This is a genomic window from Pseudonocardia sp. ICBG601 (assembly GCF_020496245.1).
On the sequence record NZ_JAHLJA010000153.1, the window covers coordinates 92,342 to 116,830 of the forward strand.

At 73.2% G+C, this 24,489-nt stretch carries 19 protein-coding genes and 5 pseudogenes; 11 read left to right on the forward strand and 13 right to left on the reverse strand.

Translation table 11 applies throughout. The features are described 5' to 3' along the window. Positions 1-68 precede the first annotated feature (68 nt). The 3 genes from mdo (at position 69) to KPL57_RS53820 (ending at position 4,324) form a co-directional block, all read left to right on the forward strand. Positions 69-1,361 (forward strand): NDMA-dependent methanol dehydrogenase, encoded by a 1,293-nt coding sequence (mdo, locus tag KPL57_RS53810; protein WP_226358101.1) that lies wholly within the window; start codon positions 69-71, stop codon positions 1,359-1,361. Positions 1,362-1,497: 136 nt separating this feature from the next. Further along, entirely contained in the window at positions 1,498-2,769 is a 1,272-nt protein-coding gene (locus KPL57_RS53815; RefSeq protein ID WP_226358102.1) for a MoxR family ATPase, read from the forward strand. Between the two features lie 13 nt (positions 2,770-2,782). Then, the gene (locus tag KPL57_RS53820) at positions 2,783-4,324 is read left to right on the forward strand and encodes a VWA domain-containing protein (RefSeq protein WP_226358103.1); all 1,542 of its coding nucleotides are present in this window, start codon (positions 2,783-2,785) and stop codon (positions 4,322-4,324) included. A gap of 38 nt (positions 4,325-4,362) precedes the next feature. On the opposite strand, the gene KPL57_RS53825 is transcribed toward KPL57_RS53820, so the two are convergent. Further along, entirely contained in the window at positions 4,363-5,358 is a 996-nt protein-coding gene (locus KPL57_RS53825) for a zinc-binding alcohol dehydrogenase family protein (RefSeq protein WP_226358104.1), read from the reverse strand. A gap of 131 nt (positions 5,359-5,489) precedes the next feature. On the opposite strand from KPL57_RS53825, the gene KPL57_RS53830 reads away from it, so the two are divergent. From KPL57_RS53830 to KPL57_RS73040, 3 genes and pseudogenes are all read left to right on the forward strand, one after another. Beyond that, positions 5,490-6,092, forward strand: coding sequence for a hypothetical protein (locus KPL57_RS53830; protein WP_139318906.1), 603 nt, complete (start codon positions 5,490-5,492; stop codon positions 6,090-6,092). A 124-nt stretch (positions 6,093-6,216) separates the two neighbouring features. Continuing rightward, the gene (gene mftM / locus KPL57_RS53835; protein ID WP_020626205.1) at positions 6,217-6,927 is read left to right on the forward strand and encodes a mycofactocin oligosaccharide methyltransferase MftM; all 711 of its coding nucleotides are present in this window, start codon (positions 6,217-6,219) and stop codon (positions 6,925-6,927) included. Between the two features lie 14 nt (positions 6,928-6,941). Next, positions 6,942-7,852 (forward strand): annotated as a pseudogene (locus KPL57_RS73040) (IS5 family transposase); the annotation flags it as partial. Here KPL57_RS73040 and KPL57_RS70935 read toward each other — a convergent pair. Together KPL57_RS70935 and KPL57_RS53855 are read right to left on the reverse strand one after the other, a co-directional pair. After that, positions 7,833-8,072, reverse strand: a complete 240-nt coding sequence (locus tag KPL57_RS70935) for a DUF418 domain-containing protein (protein ID WP_308253135.1) — start codon at positions 8,070-8,072, stop codon at positions 7,833-7,835. The pseudogene KPL57_RS73040 and the gene KPL57_RS70935 overlap by 20 nt on opposite strands. 860 nt (positions 8,073-8,932) lie before the next feature. Further along, positions 8,933-9,529 carry a hypothetical protein gene (locus tag KPL57_RS53855; protein WP_226358107.1) on the reverse strand — a complete coding sequence of 199 codons (597 nt, stop codon included), beginning with the start codon at positions 9,527-9,529 and terminating at the stop codon, positions 8,933-8,935. A gap of 285 nt (positions 9,530-9,814) precedes the next feature. Here KPL57_RS53855 and KPL57_RS53860 point away from each other — a divergent pair, with 285 nt between their 5' ends. Together KPL57_RS53860 and KPL57_RS53865 are read left to right on the forward strand one after the other, a co-directional pair. Next, positions 9,815-10,933, forward strand: coding sequence for a hypothetical protein (locus KPL57_RS53860; RefSeq protein ID WP_226358108.1), 1,119 nt, complete (start codon positions 9,815-9,817; stop codon positions 10,931-10,933). Between the two features lie 91 nt (positions 10,934-11,024). Beyond that, entirely contained in the window at positions 11,025-11,255 is a 231-nt protein-coding gene (locus KPL57_RS53865; protein WP_226358109.1) for a hypothetical protein, read from the forward strand. A gap of 304 nt (positions 11,256-11,559) precedes the next feature. Here KPL57_RS53865 and KPL57_RS53870 read toward each other — a convergent pair. The 5 genes and pseudogenes from KPL57_RS53870 to thiC form a co-directional block, all read right to left on the reverse strand. Further along, positions 11,560-12,380 (reverse strand): annotated as a pseudogene (locus KPL57_RS53870) (xanthine dehydrogenase family protein subunit M). Next, the gene (locus tag KPL57_RS73045) at positions 12,377-12,937 is read right to left on the reverse strand and encodes a (2Fe-2S)-binding protein (RefSeq protein ID WP_020625950.1); all 561 of its coding nucleotides are present in this window, start codon (positions 12,935-12,937) and stop codon (positions 12,377-12,379) included. The pseudogene KPL57_RS53870 and the gene KPL57_RS73045 overlap by 4 nt, the downstream one beginning before the upstream one ends. Continuing rightward, a pseudogene (locus KPL57_RS73050) lies at positions 12,934-15,194 on the reverse strand (xanthine dehydrogenase family protein molybdopterin-binding subunit). The gene KPL57_RS73045 and the pseudogene KPL57_RS73050 overlap by 4 nt, the downstream one beginning before the upstream one ends. 191 nt (positions 15,195-15,385) lie before the next feature. After that, a complete protein-coding gene (gene thiD, locus KPL57_RS53885) occupies positions 15,386-16,237 on the reverse strand; it encodes a bifunctional hydroxymethylpyrimidine kinase/phosphomethylpyrimidine kinase (protein ID WP_149664359.1) in 852 nt (283 codons plus the stop codon). Positions 16,238-16,461: 224 nt separating this feature from the next. Beyond that, positions 16,462-18,082: pseudogene (gene thiC, locus KPL57_RS53890) on the reverse strand (phosphomethylpyrimidine synthase ThiC); the annotation flags it as partial. A 199-nt stretch (positions 18,083-18,281) separates the two neighbouring features. Here thiC and KPL57_RS53900 point away from each other — a divergent pair. After that, the gene (locus KPL57_RS53900) at positions 18,282-18,713 is read left to right on the forward strand and encodes a nitroreductase family deazaflavin-dependent oxidoreductase (RefSeq protein ID WP_149664357.1); all 432 of its coding nucleotides are present in this window, start codon (positions 18,282-18,284) and stop codon (positions 18,711-18,713) included. A 54-nt stretch (positions 18,714-18,767) separates the two neighbouring features. Here the strand turns inward: KPL57_RS53900 and KPL57_RS53905 are convergent, their stop codons facing one another. Next, a complete protein-coding gene (locus KPL57_RS53905; protein ID WP_226358111.1) occupies positions 18,768-20,720 on the reverse strand; it encodes an FtsX-like permease family protein in 1,953 nt (650 codons plus the stop codon). Between the two features lie 157 nt (positions 20,721-20,877). Then, positions 20,878-21,690 (reverse strand): ABC transporter ATP-binding protein, encoded by an 813-nt coding sequence (locus KPL57_RS53910; protein ID WP_075312721.1) that lies wholly within the window; start codon positions 21,688-21,690, stop codon positions 20,878-20,880. A 573-nt stretch (positions 21,691-22,263) separates the two neighbouring features. On the opposite strand from KPL57_RS53910, the gene KPL57_RS53915 reads away from it, so the two are divergent. Both KPL57_RS53915 and KPL57_RS53920 read left to right on the forward strand, forming a co-directional pair. Then, positions 22,264-22,770, forward strand: a complete 507-nt coding sequence (locus KPL57_RS53915) for a histidine kinase (protein WP_226358121.1) — start codon at positions 22,264-22,266, stop codon at positions 22,768-22,770. After that, positions 22,668-23,083 (forward strand): annotated as a pseudogene (locus tag KPL57_RS53920) (LuxR C-terminal-related transcriptional regulator); the annotation flags it as partial. The gene KPL57_RS53915 and the pseudogene KPL57_RS53920, both read left to right, overlap by 103 nt. Before the next feature lie 132 nt (positions 23,084-23,215). Here the strand turns inward: KPL57_RS53920 and KPL57_RS53925 are convergent. From KPL57_RS53925 to KPL57_RS53935, 3 genes are read right to left on the reverse strand one after another with little or no spacing between them, the layout of a single operon-like run. Further along, the gene (locus KPL57_RS53925; RefSeq protein WP_308253139.1) at positions 23,216-23,545 is read right to left on the reverse strand and encodes a transposase; all 330 of its coding nucleotides are present in this window, start codon (positions 23,543-23,545) and stop codon (positions 23,216-23,218) included. Then, a complete protein-coding gene (locus tag KPL57_RS53930) occupies positions 23,542-23,904 on the reverse strand; it encodes a transposase (protein ID WP_308253140.1) in 363 nt (120 codons plus the stop codon). The genes KPL57_RS53925 and KPL57_RS53930 overlap by 4 nt, the downstream gene beginning before the upstream one ends. Then, the gene (locus KPL57_RS53935) at positions 23,901-24,302 is read right to left on the reverse strand and encodes a hypothetical protein (RefSeq protein WP_226358113.1); all 402 of its coding nucleotides are present in this window, start codon (positions 24,300-24,302) and stop codon (positions 23,901-23,903) included. Before KPL57_RS53935 ends, KPL57_RS53930 begins: the two co-directional genes overlap by 4 nt. Between the last annotated feature and the right edge of the window lie 187 nt (positions 24,303-24,489).

The window sequence follows — 24,489 nt, forward strand, 5'->3', positions numbered from 1 at the left end:
GTGCGCGCGGCCACAGGGGTCCTAGCGTTCGGCCTCGACCCCATCCGCCTGCCTCAGAAAGGGCTGACATGCAGGTAGACGAGCTGCTCAAGCCGTTCCCCATCAAGGAGTTCCACCCGTTCCCGCGTGCGCTCATGGGCCCGGGGTCGCACGAGCTGATCGGCCCCGAGGCGCTCAAGCTGGGCTTCAAGAAGACCCTGGTGATGACGTCGGGCCTGCGCGGCACCGACATCGTCCACAAGATCGTCGAGTCGATGAAGTACCACGGCCTCGAGGTCGTGCTGTACGACAAGGTCGAGTCGAACCCCAAGGACTACAACGTCATGGACGCTGTGGGCCTCTACCAGCAGAACAACTGCGACTCCTTCGTCTCCATCGGCGGCGGCTCCTCGCACGACGCCTGCAAGGGCGCGCGCGTCTCGGTCGCCCACGACGGTCGCAACGTCAACGAGTTCGAGGGCTTCAACAAGTCCGAGAACCCGGCCAACCCGCCGCACATCGCGGTCTCCACCACGGCCGGTACCGGCTCGGAGACCTCGTGGGCCTACGTCATCACCGACACCACGACCGACCCCGACAACCCGCACAAGTACGTCGCCTTCGACGACGCGTCGGTCACCACCCTCGCGATCGACGACCCGGTGCTCTACTACGACTGCCCGATCGACTACACCGCGCAGTGCGGGTTCGACGTGCTCGCCCACGCCTCGGAGCCCTACGTCTCGCGGCTGGACTTCCAGCCGTCGCTGGGCAACGCCCTGCACGCCATCAAGCTGACCTCCCAGAACCTGCGCAAGGCCGTCTGGAACAGCCAGGAGCTCTCCGGCCGCGAGGGCATGATGTACGCGCAGTACATCGCCGCCCAGGCGTTCAACTCCGGTGGGCTCGGCATCATCCACTCGATCAGCCACGCGGTGTCGGCGTTCTACGACACCCACCACGGCCTGAACAACGCCATCGCGCTGCCCCGCGTGTGGGCGTTCAACATGCCGGTGGTCTACGAGCGCTTCGCCGACATCGCCGAGGCCATGGGTGTCGACACCCGCGGCATGACCAAGCCGCAGGCCGCCGACGCGGCGCTCGCCGCGTCCATCCGGCTGCTGCGCGACGTGGGCATCCCGGAGAAGTTCGCCGACGTCAAGCAGGACACCTACTCGAAGAACCGGCTCGGGGTCGGCCCGACCAAGTTCTACGAGAACGCGCCCACCATCATCGGCGACGCGGCCGACGTCGACCGGATCACCAACCACGTCCTCGGCGACGCCTGCACCCCGGGCAACCCGAAGGAGTGCACGTTCGAGACCGTCCGCCCGGTCGTCGACCACTCCATCAACGGTGACCTGGACGACCTGCTGACCTGATCCGCAGGTCAGGAGGTCCACCGTCGCACCGGCGGGCCCAGCCGTCCGAGGCGATACTCGGGTGGGTGGGCCCGCCGGCCGCGGCCCCGCTCGTCCCCGCACCAGAGCCGGTGCGGTCCGCGAAGGAGATACCCGAGTGTCCGAGGCTGTCGTCCCCACGGTGACCGAGGCGGCGGAGGCCGTCGCCTCGACCGGCCCCTTCGAGTCCGTCGACCAGGTGGTCGAGACCCTGCGGGAGCAGGGCTACATCGCCGACACCCGCCTGGCGACGACGGTGTTCCTGCTGACCCGCCTGGACAAGCCGCTGCTGCTGGAGGGACCCGCCGGGGTCGGCAAGACCGAGCTGGCCAAGATGCTCGCCGTCGCCACCGGGCGCCGGCTGCTGCGTCTGCAGTGCTACGAGGGCCAGGACGAGACCAAGGCCCTGTACGAGTGGGACTACGGCAAGCAGCTGATGTACACCCAGATCCTCCGCGAGAAGATCGGGCAGCTCGTCTCCGACGCCCCGGACCTCGCCTCCGCGGTCGACCGCATCGGGTCCCAGGAGAGCGTGTTCTTCTCCGAACGCTTCCTCGCGCCGCGTCCGCTGCTGGAGGCCATCCGCTCCGAGCAGCCCGTGGTGCTACTGATCGACGAGGTCGACCGCGCCGACGAGGCGCTGGAGGCCGTGCTCCTGGAGACCCTCGGCGAGTTCCAGATCTCCGTCCCCGAGATCGGGACCTTCGTCGCGACGCAGCGCCCGTACGTACTGCTGACCTCCAACAACACCCGGGACCTCGCGGCCGCGCTCAAGCGTCGCTGCCTGCACCTGTTCCTCGACTACCCGTCGGCCTCCCGCGAGCTGGAGATCGTGAAGTCGAAGAAGACCGGGCTGTCGGACCAGCTGGCCGAGGAGCTCGTCAACGTCGTGCGCGGACTGCGCGAGCTGGAGCTGCGCAAGTCGCCGTCGATCTCGGAGACCATCGACTGGGCCCGCACGCTGGCCGTCCTGGGCGTCGACGAGCTGAGCTCGCAGATCCTCTCCGACACCGTCTCGGTCGTGGTCAAGTACGACAAGGACGTCACGAAGGCCCTGGACGCGCTGCCGCGGCTGGTCGACCCGAACGCAGTCGTCGCCGAGCACGGACACGGGCACGGCCATGGACATGGACATGGACACGGCCACGACAGCGACCACGACGAGCCCGCCGCCCCGCCGGCGCGCACCGCGGGCGCCCGTGGCGACGACCCGGACGACGGCGACGTCGACGGCCGCGCCAAGCGCGCGGCGAAGGACCAGGCGGGCCGGCACGGCGGCATCTACGGCGGCCTCCCGGGCGGCGTGGCCCCGCCGCCGTCGGCGATCCGGAAGGTCTCGCCCGGCCAGGGCACCCGCTCCTTCGGCGGCTCCCGCAAGCGCCCGGTCTGATCGGGGCGTCGGCATGGAAGCGAGCATCCACCGCTTCGTCCGGCTCCTGCGGATCCGGTCGGTGCGCATCTCGGTCTCCGAGGCGCTCGACGCGATGGCCTGTGCCGCCCAGCCGGGGGTGCTGTCCGACAGGTCGGTGCTGAAGGAGGCGCTGCGCATCGCGCTGATCAAGGACCGCCGCGACGAGGCGACCTTCGACGAGGTCTTCGACCTGTTCTTCTCCCTGGTCAGGGTGGGCGAGGCCGACACGGGTCACGGCCACGGGCACGGGCACGGCGACATGTCCGACGACACCCCGCTGGAGAACTTCACGCTGTCCGAGGAACCGTCGGAGACCCCGCAGGAGGGGCACGACCACGGCTCCCCGGTCGACATCAAGGAGTTCTTCGACCCGGAGGACCTGGCCGAGCAGTACAACCTGCACCAGGAGGCCAACAAGATCGACATGGCCTCGATGACGGACGAGATCGTGCTCTCCAAGGAGCAGGCAGGCGACGTCGCCGACGGCCAGCGCGTCCAGATCGAGACCGACCGGTTCTCCGGCGGTGGCCGGCCCGGTGACATCTCCCAGCAGCAGGGCACGAAGGTCGACGCCGACCTGTCGGTCGCCCAGCAGGACGCGCTGCTGGGCTGGCTGAACTCCGAGGAGGACCGGCTCTCGGAGTCCGAGCAGGGGACCGAGGACGACGCGGCCGCCCTGCGCCGGCGTCTCACCGGGGTGCTCGACAACCTCCCCGAGCTGCTCAAGGCCCACCTGGAGAAGCTGCTCGCGATCGAGCAGCGGATCGTCGAGGGCCACGACGACGCCGAACGCGTCGCCGAGGTCGACCGGGCGAACGAGTCCGAGCGCATGCAGCTGGAGGAGTCGCTGCGGCGGCTCGCGAAGTCACTGCACGGCGCGCTCACCCACCGCAGAAGGGTCTCAGCGCGGGGCCGGATCGACTCGGCCCGGACGATGCGCAGGAACATGCGCTACGACGGCGTCCCCTTCTCCCCCGTCACCGTGCAGCGCCAGGAGGACAAGCCGCGCCTGGTGGTGCTGACCGACGTCTCGCTGTCGGTCCGGGCCACTGCACGGTTCACCCTGCACCTGGTGCACGGTCTGCAGGACCTGTTCGGCCAGGTGCGCTCGTTCGCGTTCGTCGCCGACCTGGTCGAGGTGACCGACCTGTTCGCCGACCACCCGGTCGAGCACGCTCTCGGGCTGATCTTCGGCGGCGACCAGCTCGACGTCGACGCCAACTCCCACTACGGCCTGGCCTTCGGACAGTTCCTGGAGGACCACGGCTCGGCGGTCACCCGGCGCACCACGGTGCTGGTGCTCGGCGACGGCCGGGGCAACGGCAACGACCCCAACATGGAGGCGTTCGTCGAGATCACCCGGCGGGCCCGGGAGACGATCTGGCTGACCCCGGAGCCGCGCTACTCCTGGGGACTGGGTCGCTGCGACCTGCCCGCCTACGCCGAGTACTGCGACCGCGTCCGCGTGGTCCGGGACCTGTCCGGCTTCGAGGCCACGACCAACGAGATGGCCGGCGAGCTGATCGGCCGCTGACCCCGGCCCCGCCCCCGATGGCGCACGAACCCCCGGGGTCAGCGCTCGACGACGATCTTCCCGACGGTGCTGCCGGACTCGATGAGCCGGTGCGCCTCGCGGACCGACTCGGCGGTCAGTCCCTGCAGCCGCCGCGTCTCGGTGCTGCGCAGCTCGCCGGCGTCGACCAGGCGGGCGACCTCGTCCAGGATTTCCCGCTGCACCGTCGAGGTCGGCTCGGACAGCGGCCGGGTGAACATCAGCTCCCAGTGCCAGGCCTGCGACTTCGCCTTCAGCGGCAGGGTGTCCAGCCCCTCCGGCTCGTCGATGGCGACGACGATGCCGCGCGGGGTCATGAGCTCGGCGTAGGCCTCGACGTTGCCCTCCGAGACCGGTGAGAACACGTACTGGACGCCGTCCGGAGCGGCCGCACGGACGGTCGCGACGAGGTCGTGGTGGTCGGCGATCGCGTGCGCGCCCATCTCGCGGGCCCAGTCCGCGGACTCCGCCCGCGACGCGGTGCCGACCAGGGTCAGCCAGGTGCGGCGGCCGAGCTGCAGGACCATCGAGCCGACGCCGCCCGCGGCGGACACCACGAGCAGGGTGCCGGTGGACTCCGCGGTGACCCGCAGGTGGTCGTGCAGGCACTCCCAGGCCGTGAGCGAGGTCAGCGGCAGCGCGGCAGCGGCGGCGAAGTCCAGGCTCGAGGGCTTGCGGCCGACGATGCGCGAGTCGACGAGCTGACGGTGGGCGTTGCTGCCGGGCCGGTCGATCGCGCCAGCGTAGTAGACCTCGTCGCCGGGGGCGTACCCCTGCACCGACGCCCCCACCCCGACGACGACGCCCGCCGCGTCGTACCCGAGGACCTTCGGCCCGTCGGCCGGGTCGAAGGAGGCACGGACCTTGCGGTCGACCGGGTTCACCGAGACGGCGCGGACGTCGACGAGCAGGTCGTACGGTCCGGGGTCGCCGACCTCGATCTCCGAGTCCACCAGGGCCTCGGGATCCTCGATCGGCAGCGGGCGGGGTGCGACGACGGCGGGGACGAGAGCCATGACCGAACGCTAACCGCGCGAGCGTCCGGCCGCGCACCGCGCCGGCCCCCGGGATGGGCCGTTCGGCCCATTTCGGACCGCGCGGCGGCCGCCCCACGTATCATGGGGGGTCCCTTCGGAAGGCGGGCCGTGTGGTGGGTGAGGGTGGGCTGGTCGTCCGGGCCGTCGGGCGGGTGTGCACGGCGCTGTGGGGCTACACGCCCGGGGTGATCCCCGCGATGGTCGCCACGATGGGCAGCGGTCCCGCGCTGCGCTGGTTCGCCGCGAACTTCCCGCGTTTCCTGGTCACCCTGCGTGTGCTGGGCCCCGTCCGCACCCACCTGGCCGGGCTCACGATCTCCCTGGTGAACGGGTGCACGTACTGCGCCTACGGCCGCGCGCACGCCCTGGAGCTGATCCACCTGCGCGACCGGGGCCGGTTGTTCCCGCTCGACGCCCGGACCCTGGAGAGCTGGAACGGGCTGTCCCGCCGCGAGATCGGGCTGCGGTTGCGCGGCGTGCTCGAACAGGCCGGGATGCACGCCGAGGTGATCTGGGTGGACCGCACCCTGGCCCTGCTGGACGGCGCCCCGCCCGTCGACGCCGACGAGCGCCGCATCGCCCACCTGTGCCGGATGGTCGGCACCATGAACGCGATCGCGGTCGCCGCGGGGACCGTCCCGGACGGCGCCCACGACCCGGTCAACAAGGACACCGCGCTGAAGGCCCGGCTGCTCGCCGCGCAGACGGTCTGAGCCCCCGGACGCCGGCACTCGCCCCCACCGTCCGGACGGGGAGGGACCGGGCCGTCGGACGTGGTGCGGCGTGCCCCTGACCGCCTAGCGTGGCGTGGGTCCCCCGCACGCACAGGAGCGATCCATGATCGGAACCGACCGGCTCTCCAACGACCTCGCCGGCTGGCTGGACCGCACCCTGGTGCAGCCCGGGATCCTGCCTGCCGAGCGCTTCGAGGAGGCTTTCGTCGCCTGCGTCGCGAGCGCCGCGAAGGACCCCGAGCTCCCGGACGACGCGTGGCTCGCCTTCTACCGCAACACCCTCGACGCGCTGGCCGGAGAGCCCGAGCCGGGCGGCACCAACGCCGAGATGGCGCCGGTGCACGCCCGCGCCCGATCCCTCGTGCTGGGCGAGGAGGTGCTGGAGCTCGGCTGCTGCTTCGGCTTCCTGTCGCTGCAGCTGGCCCGCGACGGCCACCGCGTCACCGCCACCGACCTCACCGGCGGCACCGTCGAGCTGCTGACCCGGATGGCGCCACAGCTCGGCGCCGACCTGGAGACCCACGTCGCCGACGCCCGTGCCGTCGCGCTGCCCGACGGGTGCGCGGACACCGTGTTCGCCGTGCACCTCGTCGAGCACCTGTCCGAGTCCGACGGCGACGAGGTCGTCGCCGAGATGCTGCGCCTCGCCCGGCGACGGGTGGTCGTCGCCGTCCCGTTCGAGGACGAGCCGAACCCCGCCTGGGGTCACGTCCGGGTCTTCGACGAGCGCGTCCTGACCCGGATCGGGGAACGCACCGGCCGGTCGTTCACGGTGTCCGAGCACCACGGCGGCTGGCTGGTGATCGACCTCTGAGAGCGTGTTTGGAAATGGTGGGTGTGTCGGGATGGTCGACACGGCTGGGGTGCTCCATCGTGGTCGGCATGCAGGAACGACCGCGCCGGTACCCCTCGGACACCAGTGATGCCCAGTGGGTGGTGATCGAGCCGTTGTTACCGCCGCTCGCGCGGCGGGGGCGGCCTGTTGCTCATGCTCGTCGGGACGTGCTGGACGCGATCTTGTATGTCGTGCGGACCGGGTGTGCCTGGCGGGCGTTGCCGGTGGACTTCCCGCCCTGGCAGACCGTCTACTGGTACTTCAACCAGTGGGAACAGCAGAAGGTCACCGAGAAGATCCTCCCGGTCGTGCGGGGGCAGTTACGTATCGCCGAGGGCCGTGATCCGGAGCCGAGTGCGGGGATCATCGATTCCAGTCGGTCAAGGGCGCCGACACCGTCGGCCAGGACTCCCGCGGCTACGACGCCGGGAAGAAGACAGGCGGACGGAAACGGTTCATCGTGACCGACACCCTCGGTCTGCTGCTGACCACGAGCTCGTGTGCTCGCCTCGGTACAGGACCGCGACGGGCGCCAAGCCGATCCTGCTCAACCTCTACCTGCGCACCAGGGTGCGGTTCGTCTACGCCGACGCCGGCTTCGCCGGGCGACTGCTCGACTGGGCCGCCACGATCCTGCAGACAACGATCGAGATCATCCGCAAGCCACCCGAGCAGCGCGGATTCACCGTCCTCCCACGAAGGTGGGTGGTCGAACGGACCCTGGCCTGGCTCACCGCACACCGACGCCTGGCCCGAGACTACGAACGCCACCCCACCACATCCGAAGCCATGATCCGCTGGGCCGCGATCAACACCATCACCCGCCGCATCGCCCGTGGATACCCCGCCACCCGCCAGCAGAAACACACGACACCCTCAACCCACTAGAATTTCCAAACACGCTCTGAGCAGGGCGTGGGTGAGCGCCTCCAGCGGGCCGCGGTCGTGGCCGCGCAACCACCACCCCGCCGCCGCGGCGACCCGGCGACGACGAGGGCCCACACCGCGACGACCACCCCGGTCCGCAGCGGGGCCGGCACGCCGACGAGCGCCCCGGCCAGGCCGAGCCCCCAGGCGCCGAACAGGACTGCGGCCACGACGTTCTGGCCGACGTAGCAGGTCATCGCGGTCCGGCCGAGCGCGGTGAGCCCGCGCCGCACCGGGCCGGCCGGGCACGCAGCCGCGCCAGGACCTCCGGGACCAGGCCGAGCAGCCCCAGCGCGACCAGCGGTGCCACCAGGTAGCGCTCGACGAGGAACCACGGGCCGCCGCCGAGCGTGGTGAGCAGGGTGAGCACCACCCGACGGCCCCGGTGCCGATCAGCCGCCGGCGCAGGGTGACGGCGGCGGCGTCGAACAGGCCGGCGCGCAGCAGGGCCGACCCGGCCAGGAACAGCGCCACCGCCGACGGGACGATCAGCACGAGCTCGACCCGGTAGAGCAGCGGGTCGGTCAGCCGGGCGGCGACCTGTCCGGTCCAGGTCGCCGGGTACGGCGGGAGCGGCACGTCGGCCCCGGTGCTGCCGGCCGTCGCGACAGACGCACCGGCCACGAGCAGCACCGTGACCGCCCCGGCGACGCAGGCCGCCGCCGTCCGCACCCGCGCCGAGCGGCCCACCAGCCACGCGACCAGCACCGAGGCGATCGCGTAGCCCATCAGCACGTCGAACTCGAAGACCAGCACGTAGTGCAGCAGCCCCTCGGTGAACAGGATCGCGGCCCGGGCGAGGTAGCGGCCGGGCCACCGCAAGCCGCGGCGCACCGCGGAGCGGTACTGCAGCTCCATCCCGATCCCGAACAGCAGGGTGAGCAGCGCGAGGAACTTCCCGTTCGCGACGGCGCGGAGCGCGGTGTCGAGCCACCACCCCGCGGAGAACCCGGCGAACACCGCACCCGGCCCGCGCGGGTCGGCGAACACCCAGACGTTCGTCGCGAAGGTCCCGGCGATCGCGAGGCCGCGCAGCACGTCCGGCGCGGCGAGGCGGTCACCGGGCACCGGAGCGCTCCCGGTCGTCGGTACCGGGGAACACCGTCGCCCACAGCGGCCCCGCGACGAACCAGATCCCGGCGATCAGCGACGCCGTCGCCAGCCAGGACCACATCGGGTCCCCCGACCAGGCGCCCGGCACCGGGACCGCGCGGCCGCCGACCACCGACAGCAGCACCAGCACCGCCGCCGTGATCACCCAGGCGGCGACGACCTTGCCGTACTCGCGCCACTCGTACCGCATCCGGGCGGCCCCGCCCCGGGGCGGGCGTACCGGTGCCGGGCCGCCCGCGAAGCGGTGGGCGAACCGGACGTCGGCCCAGCGCACCAGCGAGTGTCCGAACGCGACGGTGATCCCGAGGTAGAGCGCGGCCAGCCCGTGCACCCGCGACGGTTCGCCGCCGGTCGCCAGGTCCACCGTCGAGGCGGTGACCAGCACGAGGTCCATCAGCGGCACCCCAGCAGCAACACCGCACCCAGTCCCCGGCGACGCAGCACGTAGCGCGCCCAGCCCGGCCAGCAGGAACACCCAGAACCCGATCTCGGCACCGACGATCAGCCACAGCAGCGGCTCGGCGAACAACGACTCCCCCATGGCCGGCGATCGTGCCGCCCCGCCCGCGGTGGCGCGTCCGGCGTGCGACCGATCCGCGCGTACCACCTTCGACGGACGCGGCGCGGGCGCCGGGCGTGCTGGGATGGGGTGTGATCACGTACCTGGTGAACCGCGACGGCGGCGCACCCTCGGTGCTCCGCGACGCCGGGACGGGCGTCGTGTGGTTCGTGGTCGGGCTGCTGCTGATCTCGGGCGCTGCCCGACGCGGGGATCGCCTGGTCCGGCGCGGGGTTGGGAGGGGCGACACCGGCGTCGCTGCTGTTCATGGGGGTGGGCTGCGCCGCGTCGGTGCTGCGCCGGATCGCGGTGCCCGCCGGGCTGCTGGTCGGCACGGCGGCCGTGGTCGCGGGCCCCGTCCTGGAAGGCCGGACCGAGATCGGGACCGTGCTCGTGTTCACCGACCTGCTCTACTGCGCCGTGGTGTTCCCGCCGTGGCGCACCGCACGGGCGGTCGCCGTCGCTGCCGGTGGGGTCGCCACCGTCCTGGGCGTCGTGGCACTGCTGACCACGGGCATGCGCACCGGCACCTACGCGGTGCTCAACCTGCCGCTCGTCGTCGGGCTCCCACTGGTCTGGGGGCTGGAGGTGCGCCGGTTCCGGGACCTGGCGGCCGTCGAGCGGGAGCGGGCCGCCGCGGTGGAGCAGACAGCGGCCCGGGAGCGGGGACGCCGCCGTCGCGCGGAGCGGGCCCGGATGGCCCGCGACCTGCACGACGTCGTCGCCGTCGGCTGTCGGCGATCGCGCTGCAGCCGAAGGCGGCGCTGCAGCCCCGGCGCCGACCCGGCGTTGGTCCGGCAGGTGTGGGGACGGTGCGGTCCTCCGGTGTCGCCGCGCTCGGGGAGATGCGCACGAGATCGGGCTGCTGCGCGACGGCGGCACGGCCGACCCGCCCGGGCGCCCGCCCGGCTGTCCGAGGTCGACGCGCTGCTCGACGAGGCCCGCGCCGCCGGCCTGTCCCCCGTCCTGCACGACGAGCGCGGCGCGGACCCGCTGCCCGCCCCGGTCGTCGACCTCGCCGGGTACCGCATCGTGCAGGAGTCGCTGACCAACGCCGCGAAGCACGCACCCGGCTCGCAGGTGACGGTGCGCCTGAGCCTCCACTCCGATGCCCCGGGCCGGCTGCTCGTCGAGGTCCGCAACGGCCCCGGGCGGCGCCCCGCGGCGGCTCCAGGCTGCACGGCGGCACCGCCTCGACGGCCTGCGCGAGCGCGCCCGCGCCGTCGGGGGGACCCTGCACGCCGGCGCCGACGGCGACGGCTGGCTGGTCCGGGCCGATCTGCCGCTGGCCGCCGTCGCCCCGGACACCGACGTGGTGGCGCGATGACCGCGTGCGGGTGTGTCGTCGCCGACGACCAGGAGGCGGTCCGCACCGGCTGGTGCTGATCCTGGGCTCGGGCCCCGGACATCGACGTCGTCGCCGAGGCTGGCCGACGGCTCTCGGCCGTGCGAGCGGGCCGCGGAAGCACCGGCCGACGTGGTGCTGCTGATGGACATCCGTGATGCCCCGGCATCGACGGCATCGAGGCGACGCGGCGGATCCTCGCCGGGGGGCGGGCCGACCCAGGTCCTGGTGCTGACCACGTTCGACCTCGACGAGCTCGTCGACGGCGCGTTCGCGGCCGGGGCTGCCGGGTTCCTGCTGAAGTCGGTCGACGCGACCCGGCTGACCGACGGTGTGCGGGCCGTGGCCCGCGGCGAGGGATAGTGCTGGCACCGGAGGTGACCCGGCGGGTGATCCGCCCGCTACGCGGGGGCGCCGCGGCCGTCGTCCGGTACCGGGGCTGGAGACGCTCACCGCGCGCGAGACCGACCGTGCTCGCCGGGCTGGGCCGCGGGCTGTCCACGCCGAGCTGTCCGCGGAGCTGGTCATCTCGGAGGGGACGACGAAGACGCACGTGTCCCGGGTCCTGGCGAAGCTGGCCTGCGCTCCCGCACCAGCCGCCCCCCGATCGCCGCCAGGAGGCCGGGCTCGTGTGAGCCCGGCCCCCGTGCCGGCTCGGCGGGGTGGCTCAGCCCTGGCCGCGCGCCGTCTCGAGCGCGCGCCGGGTCAGCACCTGCACCAGGTGGGTTGCGGTACGCGACCGACCCGTGGGTGTCGGCCGGCGGCTCGGTGCCCTCGGCGGCCAGCGCGGCCGCCTCGGCGACCGGAGCGCCCGTCGGCGAGCGCCTGCTCGGTCGCGGACGCCCGCAGCGCGGTCGACCCCATGTTGACCAGGCCGATCCGGTCACCGGACACCGCGACGGCGACGATCGCCCAGTCGTTGCTGCGCCGGGTGAACTTCTCGTACGCCCAGCCCTGGTCACCGCAGCGCGGGATGCGGATCTCGACGATCAGCTCGTCGGGCTCCCGCACGGTGGTGAACACGCCGGTGTAGAACTCGCCGATCGGCACGGTCCGCTTCCCGCGCGGCCCCTGCAGGACGACGGTGGCGTCCAGCGCGAGCAGCGCGGCGGGCAGGTCCGCGGCCGGGTCGGCGTGGGCGACGGTGCCGCCCAGCGTGCCCCGGGCCCGGATCTGCGGGTCGCCGACGGTACGGGCGACGGCCCCGAGCAGCGGGACCTCCGCCGCGACCTCGGCCGAGTCGACGACGTCGCGGTGCTTGGTCGCCGCACCGACGGCGAGCTCGTCGCCCTCGACGCGGATGTAGCTCAGCTCCGGCAGCCGGCCGATGTCGATCAGGAACTCCGGCGCGCCGAGGCGCACCTTCATGACCGGGATCAGCGAGTGCCCGCCGGCCAGGACGCTGGCGTCCTCGCCCTTCTCGGCGAGCAGCGCGATGGCGTCGTCGAGGGTGTCCGGGCGGGCGTAGTCGAAGGCGAGGGGGATCATGCGCGGGCCTCCTCGGCGGACTCGCCACGGGAGAAGCCGGGCGCGGTGCGCAGCGCGTCGGACTCGGCCTCGGCCTTCTGCGCGGCGTCCGGGTCCTTGCCCGCGGCGACGAGCACCGCGCGCACGATGTTGTGGTAGCCGGTGCAGCGGCAGAGGTTGCCCTCCAGGCCCTCGCGGACCTTCCGCTCGTCCAGGTCGTCGTCGTGGCTGATCAGCGACACCGCGGACATGACCATGCCCGGGGTGCAGAAGCCGCACTGCAGCCCGTGCTCGGACCGGAACGCCGCGGTGACCGGGTGCTCGGGGCGGCCCTCGGACGCACCGTCGAGCCCCTCCATGGTGGTGACCGACTGCTGGTCGGCCTGCACCGACAGCACGGTGCACGACTTGACCGCGTCGCCGTCGAGCAGCACGGTGCACGCGCCGCAGGACGTGGTGTCGCAGCCGATGTTGGTGGCCTTCAGCCCGACGGTCTCCCGCAGGTAGTGCGCGAGCAGCTGGCGGGGCTCCACGTCGGCGCTGGTGGGCTCACCGTTGACGGTGATCTCGACCTTCACTTGGAGGCCTCCTGGATGGCTTCCCAGACCCGCATCGGGGTCAGGGGCATGTCGATGTGCGTGACGCCGAGGTGGGACAGGGCGTCGATGACCGCGCTCTGGGTCGCGGGGGTGGAGCCGATCGTCCCGGCCTCGCCGATGCCCTTGTAGCCCATCGGGTTGACCGGGGTCGGGGTCGTCATCTCGACCAGGTCGAAGCTGGGGAGCTCGGCCGCCGACGGGATGCCGTAGTCGGCGAAGGTGCCGGTCAGCGGGCTGGCCCTCCTCGTCGTAGACGACCTCCTCCAGCAGCGCCTGCGCGATGCCCTGGGCGATCCCGCCGTGCCGCTGCCCGTCGCAGAGCAGCGGGTTGAGGATCGGGCCCGCGTCGTCGACGGCGACGATCTTCTCGACCGTCACCTTGCCGGACTCGGTGTCGACCTCGACGACGCAGACGTGCGAACCGAACGGGAAGGTCGGCTTCTTGCCGTCCCAGGTGGTGTCGACCTTGAGCGGCTCGGCCGCCGCCAGCTCGGCGAGGGTCACCGACTTCGCGCCGGGGACGCCCTTGACGGTGATCGCGGCGTTCGCCGGGTCGAGCTCCAGGTCGTCGACGCCCGCCTCGAGCAGGTCGGCGGCGCGCTGCTTGGCCAGGTCGATCAGCTCGACCGAGGCCTGGTGCACCGCGACGCCGCCGGTCTGCAGCGACCGGGACCCCATGGTGCCGCCGCCGCGCGGGACGAGGTCGGTGTCGCCGTGCTTGACGGTGATCTTCTCGATCGGGATGCCGAGCTGGTCGGAGGCGAGCATCGCCCACGCCGTGGCGTGGCCCTGCCCGTGCGGGGAGGTGCCGGTCAGCACGGTCACCGAGCCGTCCGGGTGCACCTCCACCGAGGCGTCCTCGGCGAAGGCGCCGCCGCCGGTGATCTCGACGTAGGAGGAGACGCCGATACCGAGCTGGCGGGCGTCGCCGCGCTCGCGGCGGGCCTTCTGCTCGGCGCGCAGCCGGTCGTAGCCGGCGTTCTCCAGGGCCAGGTCGATGGCCTTGGCGTACTCGCCGGAGTCGTACTCGACGCCGCCCTTGGTCTGGAACGGGAACCGGTCCGGGCGACGACGTTGAGCTTGCGGACCTCGGCCGGGTCCTTGCCGATCTCGGCGGCGAACAGGTCCATCGCGCGCTCGATCGCGGCGGTCGCCTCCGGACGCCCGGCGCCGCGGTAGGCGGCGATCGAGGTCGTGTTGGTGACGACGGTGCGCGCGCGGGAGTCGACGTTCGCGATGTCGTAGGTGCCGGGGGCCATCATGCGGGTGAACATCGGCAGGAAGGTGCCCAGGCGCGGGTAGGCGCCCAGGTCCTGCACGACGTCGATCCGGTAGTGGGTGACCCGGCCCTCGCGGGTGCCGCCGATGGTGACGGTCTGGCGCTGGGCGCGGCCCTGCACCATGCCGGTCATGTTCTCCGAGCGGGACTCGTTCCAGCGGACCGGGCGACCCTGCTGCCGCGCGAGCCACGCGACGAGGGCGAACTCCGGGTCCGACCCGATCTTCGCGCCGAAGCCGCCGCCGACGTCGGGCAGGACGACCCGCACCTTGTCCTTGTCCAGGCCCAGCCAGCCGGCGATCTCGTCGCGGCCGCCCTGGGCGTTCTGGTTGGACATGTAGACGGTGAGGTGGTCGCCCTCCCAGAAGGCGCTCGCGGCGCGCGTCTCCAGCGGGGCCGCGGCCAGGCGCTGGTTCACCAGCTCCCGGGTGACGACGACCTCGCAGCCGTCGAAGAACGACGCGTCCGCTCCTCGTCGAACCCGTAGGCGGCCGCGGTGTTGGTCCCGGCCTCGGGGAACAGCAGCGTCTCGTCTCGCGGACGGCCTCCAGCGGGTCGATCACCACGTCGAGGGCTCGTACTCGACGTCGACCAGCTCGGCCGCGTCCTCACCCTGGTAGTACTCCTCGGTGAGGACCGCGGCGACCGGCTCGCCGACGAACCGCACGCGGTCGGTCGCGAGGAACGGACGGGTCATGGCCTTGTTCGCGCCCGGGAACAGCAGCGCCGGGCGATGTCCAGGTCGGCGCCGGTGACGACGGCGACGACGCCCGGCGCCGCGAGCGCCGCCGAGGTGTCGATCGAGGTGATCGTCGCGTGGGCCAGCGGGGAGCGGACGAGCGTCAGGTGCAACGCCCCGGTCAGCCGCTCCTCGGTCAGGTCGTCGGTGTAGGTCGCGCCGCGCGTGAGGAAGACCGGATCCTCGGTGCGGACGACGCGGGTGCCCAAGATGCTCATCGCGCGGAAGCGTATACATCTCCACGGACGAGTGCGATGCAGACCACAGTCACGATCCCCAGGTCAGGGCACCCTTCGCGGAGCGACGCGCGAGCACTGCGCCGCATCTGCGGCGTGTGACGGGCCGGTCGTTCCCGACCTCGGAGTTGTTGAGTTCGCATGCATCTCGCGGGGCGCGACGATGGCGAGGGTCAGTCGCCGTCGTCCCACCACGGCCGCACGGCCCACAGCGGCGAGACCGGCCCGTGCCCGGCGCCCAGCGGGTAGGCGTGGCGGACCGCCTCGACGATGTAGCGCTTCCCGAACCGGACCGCCGCCTCCAGCTCCATCCCGCGGGCGAGCCCGGACGCGATCGCGGCGGCGAGTGAGTCCCCGCCGCCGTGGGTGTGGCCGGTGTCGAAGCGCGGGCCGGGCAGCTCGACGGCCGTGTCGCCGTCGTAGAGGAGGTCCAGGCAGCCGTCGGTGTCCTCGGTGAGGTGACCGCCCTTGACCAGGACCGCGCGCGGCCCGAGCGCGTGCAGCGCCTTCGCCGCCGCGTACTGGCCGTCCCGGTCGTGGACGTCGTGCTCGACGAGCAGCCGGATCTCGTCGAGGTTCGGGGTGACCAGCGTGGCCCGCGGGAACAACGTGTGCCGGTAGGCGTCGAGGGCCTCGGCGGCGAGCAGCGGGTCCCCGTGCATCGAGGCCGCGACCGGGTCGACGACCAGTGGCGTGGCCAGGCCGGCGCCGATGCCGCTCTCGTCGCAGGCCCGCGCGACGGTCCCGATGATCTCGGCGTTCGCGAGCATCCCGGTCTTGGCGGCCTGCAGCCCGATGTCGGAGGCGACCGTGGCGATCTGCCCGGCGATCGTGTCGACTGGGACGGTGTGCACGCCGGTGACCCCGACCGAGTTCTGCACGGTCACCGCGCAGACGGCGAGGCACCCGTGCACCCCGCAGGCGGCGAACGCACGGAGGTCCGCGGCGATGCCCGCGCCACCGCCGGAGTCGGTGCCGGCGATCGTCATGACCCGCGGGGGTGTGGTGCCGACGGTGGGTTCCATGGACGTGTCCTCCCTGGCCGGCATTACCCGGCCGGTCCGCGGTCGGCGACGCCGGTCCCGGTGGGACCCGGCCGCCCTCTCAGCCCGCCTGCTCCGCGAGCTCCCGCGTCGTGCGTGTCGCCGACGACGGTAGACGGTGCCGGGGGCCGCGGGTGGGTCCCGCGGCCCCGGCGGTGCACACCCCCGGCCCGGGGCCTCAGCCCGAGGCGGGGTCCGATGCCGGAGATCGGCAGGTACACCCGACCGCCCTCGTCACGGAACTCCCCGGACTTCTCCGCCATCCCGGCCTCGATCGCCTCGACGCTGGTCAGCCCATGCGCCTCGGCGTAGTCCCGGACGTCCTGGGTGATCTTCATCGAGCAGAACCTCGGCCCGCACATCGAGCAGAAGTGCGCGGTCTTCGCGGGCTCGGCCGGCAGGGTCTCGTCGTGGTAGGCGGTCGCGGTGTCCGGGTCGAGCGAGAGCGCGAACTGGTCACGCCAGCGGAACTCGAACCGGGCCGCCGACAACGCGTCGGCGCGGGCCTGGGCGTGCGGGTGCCCCTTGGCCAGGTCCGCGGCGTGCGCGGCGATCTTGTAGCTGATCACCCCGACCTTGACGTCGTCGCGGTTCGGCAGGCCCAGGTGCTCCTTCGGCGTGACGTAGCAGAGCATCGCGGTGCCGGCCTCGGCGATGCGGGCGGCGCCGATCGCGGAGGTGATGTGGTCGTAGCCGGGCGCGATGTCGGTGGCCAGCGGCCGAGGGTGTAGAACGGCGCCTCGTCGCACCACTCCTCCTCCAGCCGCACGTTCTCGACGATCTTGTCCATCGGGACGTGGCCGGGGCCCTCGATCATGACCTGCACGTCGTGGGCGCGGGCGATCCGGGTCAGCTCGCCGAGGGTGGCGAGCTCGGCGAGCTGCGCGGTGTCGTTGGCGTCGGCGATCGAGCCGGGGCGCAGGCCGTCACCGAGGGAGAACGTGACGTCGTAGCGGCGCAGGATCTCGCACAGCTCGGCGAAGTGGGTGTACAGGAACGACTCGCTGTGGTGCGCCAGGCACCACGCGGCCATGATCGAGCCGCCGCGGGAGACGATCCCGGTGACCCGCTTCGCGGTGAGCGGGACGTGCCGCAGCAGCACCCCGGCGTGCACGGTCATGTAGTCCACGCCCTGCTCGCACTGCTCGATCACGGTGTCGCGGTAGATCTCCCAGCTCAGCGCGGCCGGGTCACCGTTGCACTTCTCCAGGGCCTGGTAGATCGGGACGGTGCCGATCGGGACCGGGGAGTTGCGCAGGATCCACTCGCGGGTCTCGTGGATGTCGCGGCCGGTGGACAGGTCCATCACGGTGTCGGCGCCCCACCGGGTCGCCCACACCATCTTCTCGACCTCCTCGGCGATCGAGGAGCTCACCGCGGAGTTGCCGATGTTGGCGTTGACCTTGGTGAGGAACCGCTTGCCGATGATCATCGGCTCGCACTCGGGGTGGTTGCGGTTGGCCGGGATCACGGCCCGACCGCGGGCGACCTCGGCGCGGACGAGCTCCGCGTCGCACCGCTCGCGGACGGCGATGTAGGCCATCTCGGGGGTGACGATCCCGGCCCGCGCCCAGGACATCTGGGTCCCCGGCTCCCGCGAGGACACCCACGGCTCCCGCAGCCGGGGCAGCCCGGCGTGCAGGTCGATCACGGCGTGGGCGTCGGTGTAGGGGCCGGAGGGTCGTAGACGTCGTGGTGCTCACCGGTGGAGAGGGCGATCCGCCGGACCGGGACGGTGATGCCGTCCGGGCCGTCGATCCAGGCCTTGGCCGAGCCCTGGATCGGGCCGGTGGTGACCTGCTGCGGACGCACTGGTGCCGTTGTCATGACGGTCCTCCCTGGCCGGCATTACCCGGCCGGTTCTGCGGTCGGCGACCGGCGAGTCGCCCTCTCAGCCCCGCGCGACGGAGCTCCCGCGTGTTCAGTTGGTCGTGCACCCGCACCGTAGGCACCGTCCGGCGACGGACACCAGCCCCTCACCCGGCTGCGAGGAATGATCACCGGTGGTATCGGGTTCTCCACCGGTATGACGCAGAATGCTGAGCTCTCCCCGACCGACTGGGTCCGCGAGCAGACCGAGAAGATCCTCGAGAACGGCACCACCGAGGGCGTCACCGTCATGGACCGCCCGATCATCCTGGTCACGACGACCGGCGCGAAGTCCGGCAAGAAGCGCTACGTGCCGGTGATGCGCGTCGAGCACGACGGTTCCTACGCGATGATCGCGTCCAAGGGCGGCACCCCGGAGCACCCGGCCTGGTACCACAACGTGGTCGCGAACCCGCAGGTCCAGGTGCAGGACGGCACCCGGACCGGCACGTTCGTCGCCCGCGAGGTCTCCGGCGACGAGCGCCAGGAGTGGTGGGACCGCTCCGTCGAGGCCTACCCGCCCTACGCCGAGTACCAGGAGAAGACCTCCCGGGTCATCCCGGTGTTCGTGCTGGAGCCCGCGAGCTGACCCACCGGGGCACCCCGCGCGCCGACCCCCCGGTCCGGGCGCGCGGGTGCGCCTTCACGCGGCGACGACGCCGTGCGCGGGCTCGATCCGCCCGGCGCGGCGCAACGGCCCCACCGACGCGAGCACCGCGACCGCGACCACCGCGACCGCCAGCCCGGCGAGCTGGCCCAGCGGCGGCACCGTGAGCGATCCGAGGCCGGATGCCGTCAGCGCCAGCAGGCCGTAGACACCTCCCAGCACGACACCGAGCACCGCCGCGACCGCGCCGGCGAGCGCCGCCTCGATCGCGACCGCGCGCCGTGACGCGGCCCGCGACAGCCCGAGCGTGCGCAGCAGCGCGATCTCCCGGGTCCGCTCGCTGACCGACAGCGCCAGGGTCACCCCGATCCCGACGACCGCCACCAGCAGCGTCACCCCGACCAGGCCCAGTCCGACCCCGCGGACGGCGCCGACCGCGGTCTCGGCCTGTTCGCGCAGCTCCGCGGTGAACGTGACCGGTGCGTCGCCCGCGGCCCGCACCACCGCGGTCCGCACGGCCACCGGGTCGGCCCCCGGCGCCGGGTCGACGAGCACGAGGCCGTCGGCCTCCCGGGCGGTCAGCTCGGGCACGGCGTCGAGCCGGGCCGCGAGCGACGCGGCCTCGCCGGCGTCGGCGTACACGACGATGTCGGCCGGGTAGTCCCGTTCGAGGGACGCCGTGACGTCCGCCGAGGCGCCTGCCACGGCGACGAGCATCGCTGCGGTCAGCCCCACGCCCAGCGACAGCACCGTCGTCATCGCCGCGGTACGCCGCGACATCCGTCGCGCGTTGCCCACCGCGATCCGCCCCGGCGCCCACCGCGCGACGACCGGCGCCACCAGCGCCGCGGCCCCGGACACCACGAACGGCCCGGTCGCCACGAGCGCCGCGAACACCAGCATCCCGGACAGCGCAGCCAGCACCAGCCCGCCCAGCGGGCTCCCCATGGCGGCGCCGGCGACGGCTAGCAGCACCGCCAGGACGAGCGAGACCGCGGCGAGCGACAGCCGCACCCGGGCCCGCGGCGCGCGTGCACCGCTCGCGTCCGCCGCGCCGAGCGCCACCACCGGCGGGGTCCGGCCGGCGGCGAGCGCCGGGGCCAGCGCCGCCAGCACCGTCACGAGGACGGCGAGCAGCACGCATCCCGCGATCCGTCCCCACGGCACCACGAGCGCCGGGGCGTTCATCCCGGCCGCGCCCGCCGCCGCCAGAGCGGCCCACCCGCCCGCGACGGCGACGGCCGCCCCGGCGACCCCCGCGACCAGTCCGGTGAGCGCCGCCTCGGCCAGCACCGACCGCGCCACCTGCCCGCGGCTCGCACCGACGCAGCGCAGCAGCGCCAGCTCACGGGTGCGGCGGGCCAGCACGATCCGGAACGTCGAGGCGACCACCACGGCCGCGGCGACCAGCGCCAGCCCGACGAACACCGACAGTCCGGCCAGCAGCGCGTCCGCCGACGCCGAGGCCGACGCCAGGTCCTCGGCGCGCTGCTCGTCGGCGGTTCGGACCCCGGTGACGCCCGGGACGGCGGCGAGCGCGGTCGGGTCCGGCTTCCCGGCGACCGCGATGCGGTAGGCGGACAGCCCGGCGGCGGCCGGGTCGTCGTCGCGGACGACGAGCGCGTCGATGCCCTCGGAACGGACCGGCACCACCCCGGTCACCGTCAGCGTGCGGTCGCCGAGGCCGACCGTGGCGCCGGGGGCGAGCCCGGTGCGCTCCGCGGTGCTCGCCCCGACCAACGCCTCCCCCGGGCCGGCGGGCAGCCGACCGGCCGTCAGCGGCTCCAGCCCCTGCAGCGGCCCGGTCATCGGGTCGGTGCTCAGCAACCAGGTGCCGCTCGCGCCGCCCGCGACGACGGCGACCGCACCCGACCGGGAGGTCGACACCGCGGTCACCCCCGACAGCGCGCGCAGCCGGCCCTCCAGCTCCGTCGTGGCCGCCCCCGACGAGGCGTCGGTCTCCAGGGCGAACGTCGCGCCCGCGGGCACCGACGACGTGTGTCCCCCAGGAGGGCGGCGCGCAGGCTCGCCGTCAGCAGCACCGCCGCGGCGGCGAACACCGTCGCCACCAGCACGGCGAGCCCGGTCAGCAGCAGCTGACGCGGGCTGCGCCGGGCCCCGGCGACGGCCGCGCGGGTCGCCGGGTTCACCGGGCCACCGGGCCGGTGATCGTGGCGTCGGCGATCGCGGGGGCGCCGGTGCCGGTGAGCGCGCCCATCGCGGACAGCACCCGGTCCGGGGTGGGCCGGTCCAGCCGGCCCGCGGCACGGCCGTCGCGCAGCAGCAGCACCTGGTCCGACGCCGCGGCCGCCAGCGGGTCGTGGGTGACCATGACGACGGTCTGGCCGTAGTCGTCCACGCAGGCCCGCAGCAGACCCAGCAGCTCACGCCCGGAACGGGTGTCGAGTGCGCCGGTCGGCTCGTCGGCGACGACGATCTCCGGGCGGCCCAGCAGCGCCCTGGCCACCGCGACGCGCTGGCGCTGCCCGCCGGACAGCTCCGACGGCAGGTGGGTGAGCCGGTCACCGATGCCCAGCCGCTCGACGAGCTCGGCCCGCCACGCGTGGTTCGGCCGGCGCCCGGCCAGCGAGGCCGCGAGGTCGATGTTCTCGCCCGCGGTGAGGTGTGGCAGCAGGTTGCCGTCCTGGAAGACGAAACCCATCCGGTCGCGCCGGACGCGGGTCAGCGCGGACTCGTTCAGGGCCCCCAGGTCGGTCTCGCCCAGCAGCACCTGTCCCGACGTCGGCCGGTCCAGACCGGCCAGGCAGTGCAGCAGCGTGGACTTGCCCGACCCGCTCGGCCCCATCACCGCGGTGAACCGGCCCGCGGGCAGCCACAGCGTGACCCCGTCCAGTGCGCGGACCGCGGCCCGGCCGCTCCCGTAGGTGCGGACCAGGTTCACCGTCGCGGCGGCGATCCGCTCGGGCACGTCGGCCGGATTCCTCGAACCATGGATCATGGCGCTCACGGTGCCGTCGGGAGGGCGCCGGGGCATCAGCCCGTGGTACGGAGTTCACCGACGGGTCGTCGTACTTCCGACCGAGGGCGACGGGTCGCGGTGCGCCCTACCGTGATCCCCATGATCGCCGGAACACGCCGCGGCCGGAACGTCCTGGTCGGGCTCGAGCTGCTCGCCTACCTGTTCTGGGCGCTGTGCGACGCTCTGCTGAGCCTGAGCTGGGACGTCCGAGCGCCGAGCGGCGCGGTGTACGGCCTGCTCGTGGCGGGCACCGTGCTCCTCCGGTACCGGACGGGCACCCGCCCGCTGCACGTCGCGGCGATCGCGTTCGGGCTGTCCGCGTGCGGCTCGGTCGCGGGCCTGCTGACCGGCGGGGTCCCGTTCCTGTCGCTGACCGAGCTGTTCGCACTGGCCGTGGTCACGGTGTCGACGGTGCGGACCGCACCGGTCCGGGCGGTGATCGCGACGGCGGCGGTGTCGCTGTGCGTCATCGTGAGCATGCCGCTGCTGCGCGTGCCGGGCATCGACCGCGAGGTCTTCGCCAGCCTGACCGTGGTCGGCTGGGCCGGCACGATGGTCGTCGCGACCGCGGCGCGCGAGCTGTGGCAGCGCCGCTCGGCCCGGCTCGCCCAGGCCCGCAACGACGAGCGTCTCGAGCTGGCCCGCGAGCTGCACGACACCGTCGCGCACCACGTCACCGCGATCGTGGTGGCGGCGCAGGCCGGCGTGGTGGTCGCGGGCAGCCCGCCCGGAGGAGGCCGGCCGGGCCCTGGAGGCGATCGAGCGGGCCGGTGCCGAGGCCCTCGACGGCATGCGCCGCATGGTCGGCGTACTGCGCTCGGGCGCCGGGGACGACACCGGGGACGGGGCCGTGCGCACCCCCGGACACGGCCTCGACGACATCGAGGACGTCGTCGCCCGCTTCGACCCCGACGGCGGCCGGGCCCGGCTGGAGATCGCACCCGAGGTGCGGACGGCCCGGCTCGGCCCGGCCGTCGCGGATCGTGGTGGTCACGACGTTCGACCTGGACGAGTACGTCTACGGTGCGCTGCGCTCGGGCGCCTGCGGGTTCCTGCTGAAGACGGCGGGCCCGCGGCTGCTCGTCGAGTCGGTCCGCGCCGCCGCGGCGGGCGACGCGCTGGTGTCGCCGTCGGTCACCGTGCGGCTGCTGGAGCGGCTGACCGAGCCGGAGCCGGCCCGCGCCGACGTCCACGCCACGCTCTCACGCGCGAGCTGGAGGTCGTGAAGGCGGTCGCCGCGCCGGACGAATTCCGAGATCGCCGGGGACCTGTTCGTGTCGCTGTCGACGGTGAGACCCACATCGCCAACATCGGGTCCAAGCTCGACGCCCGCAACCGGGTGGAGATCGCGGCGTGGGCCTGGGAGAACGGCTGGTCGAGTAGCGCCGCTCAGAGCGTGTTTGGAAATTCTAGTGGGTTGAGGGTGTCGTGTGTTTCTGCTGGCGGGTGGCGGGGTATCCACGGGCGATGCGGCGGGTGATGGTGTTGATCGCGGCCCAGCGGATCATGGCTTCGGATGTGGTGGGGTGGCGTTCGTAGTCTCGGCCAGGCGTCGGTGTGCGGTGAGCCAGGCCAGGGTCCGTTCGACCACCCACCTTCGTGGGAGGACGGTGAATCCGCGCTGCTCGGGTGGCTTGCGGATGATCTCGATCGTTGTCTGCAGGATCGTGGCGGCCCAGTCGAGCAGTCGCCCGGCGAAGCCGGCGTCGGCGTAGACGAACCGCACCCTGGTGCGCAGGTAGAGGTTGAGCAGGATCGGCTTGGCGCCGTCGCGGTCCTGTACCGAGGCCGAGCACACCATCGTGGTCAGCAGCAGACCGAGGGTGTCGGTCACGATGAACCGTTTCCGTCCGCCTGTCTTCTTCCGCGGTCGTAGCCGCGGGAGTCCTGGCCGACGGTGTCGGCGCCCTTGACCGACTGGGAATCGATGATCCCCGCACTCGGCTCCGGATCACGGCCCTCGGCGATACGTAACTGCCCCCGCACGACCGGGAGGATCTTCTCGGTGACCTTCTGCTGTTCCCACTGGTTGAAGTACCAGTAGACGGTCGCCAGGGCGGGAAGTCCACCGGACAACGCCCGCCAGGCACACCCGGTCCGCACGACATACAAGATCGCGTCCAGCACGTCCCGACGAGCATGAGCAACAGGCCGCCCCCGCCCGCGCGAGCGGCGGTAACAACGCTCGATCACCACCCACGGGCATCACTGGTGTCCGAGGGGTACCGGCGCGGTCGTTCCTGCATGCCGACCACGATGGAGCACCCCAGCCGTGTCGACCATCCCGACACACCCACCATTTCCAAACACGCTCTCAGACCCGGGCGGCGTTCCGGCCGACCGGGGTGAGCGGGCGGCGCTGCGCCGGGATCCGCAGCGGGGCGACGACGTCGCCGAGCGCCTCCGGGTACGCGGTGGGCGCGGCCGACAGCGGGCGCGGGCACGGCGTCGTCGGGCAGCGGGACCTGCGCACCGAGCTGGGCGGCGCCGCGCTCGGACGCGCGGGCGTCCCACAGCTCGAACAGCGGCTGCGCGGCCATGACGAGCAGCACGGCGAGGACGGGGAGGACTGCGAGGATCGTGAGCACCATGGCGTCCACGATGCCCCCGGGGAGCACCCCGCCACATCGGTCGTGGGGCCGGTTCTCCCAGGTCGACCCTAGTACCGGGGTATGGACTTCCCGGGTCGACCCCGGGGTCATCCCCGGGGGGACGCCTCCGAGTCGACGGCCGACGAGGTCCCAGGAGTCCGACGGCGAGCCCCAGCCGTTGCGCTTG

Coding starts and splice junctions, on each gene's coding strand:
- mdo (WP_226358101.1), top strand. CDS start 69: ATGCAGGTAGACGAGCTGCTCAAGCCGTTCCCCATCAAGGAGTTCCAC.
- KPL57_RS53820 (WP_226358103.1), top strand. CDS start 2,783: ATGGAAGCGAGCATCCACCGCTTCGTCCGGCTCCTGCGGATCCGGTCG.
- KPL57_RS53825 (WP_226358104.1), bottom strand. CDS start 5,358: ATGGCTCTCGTCCCCGCCGTCGTCGCACCCCGCCCGCTGCCGATCGAG.
- mftM (WP_020626205.1), top strand. CDS start 6,217: ATGATCGGAACCGACCGGCTCTCCAACGACCTCGCCGGCTGGCTGGAC.
- KPL57_RS70935 (WP_308253135.1), bottom strand. CDS start 8,072: ATGACCTGCTACGTCGGCCAGAACGTCGTGGCCGCAGTCCTGTTCGGC.
- KPL57_RS53855 (WP_226358107.1), bottom strand. CDS start 9,529: ATGGGGGAGTCGTTGTTCGCCGAGCCGCTGCTGTGGCTGATCGTCGGT.
- KPL57_RS53860 (WP_226358108.1), top strand. CDS start 9,815: ATGGGGGTGGGCTGCGCCGCGTCGGTGCTGCGCCGGATCGCGGTGCCC.
- thiD (WP_149664359.1), bottom strand. CDS start 16,237: ATGGAACCCACCGTCGGCACCACACCCCCGCGGGTCATGACGATCGCC.
- KPL57_RS53900 (WP_149664357.1), top strand. CDS start 18,282: ATGACGCAGAATGCTGAGCTCTCCCCGACCGACTGGGTCCGCGAGCAG.
- KPL57_RS53910 (WP_075312721.1), bottom strand. CDS start 21,690: ATGATCCATGGTTCGAGGAATCCGGCCGACGTGCCCGAGCGGATCGCC.
- KPL57_RS53915 (WP_226358121.1), top strand. CDS start 22,264: ATGGTCGTCGCGACCGCGGCGCGCGAGCTGTGGCAGCGCCGCTCGGCC.
- KPL57_RS53935 (WP_226358113.1), bottom strand. CDS start 24,302: ATGGTGCTCACGATCCTCGCAGTCCTCCCCGTCCTCGCCGTGCTGCTC.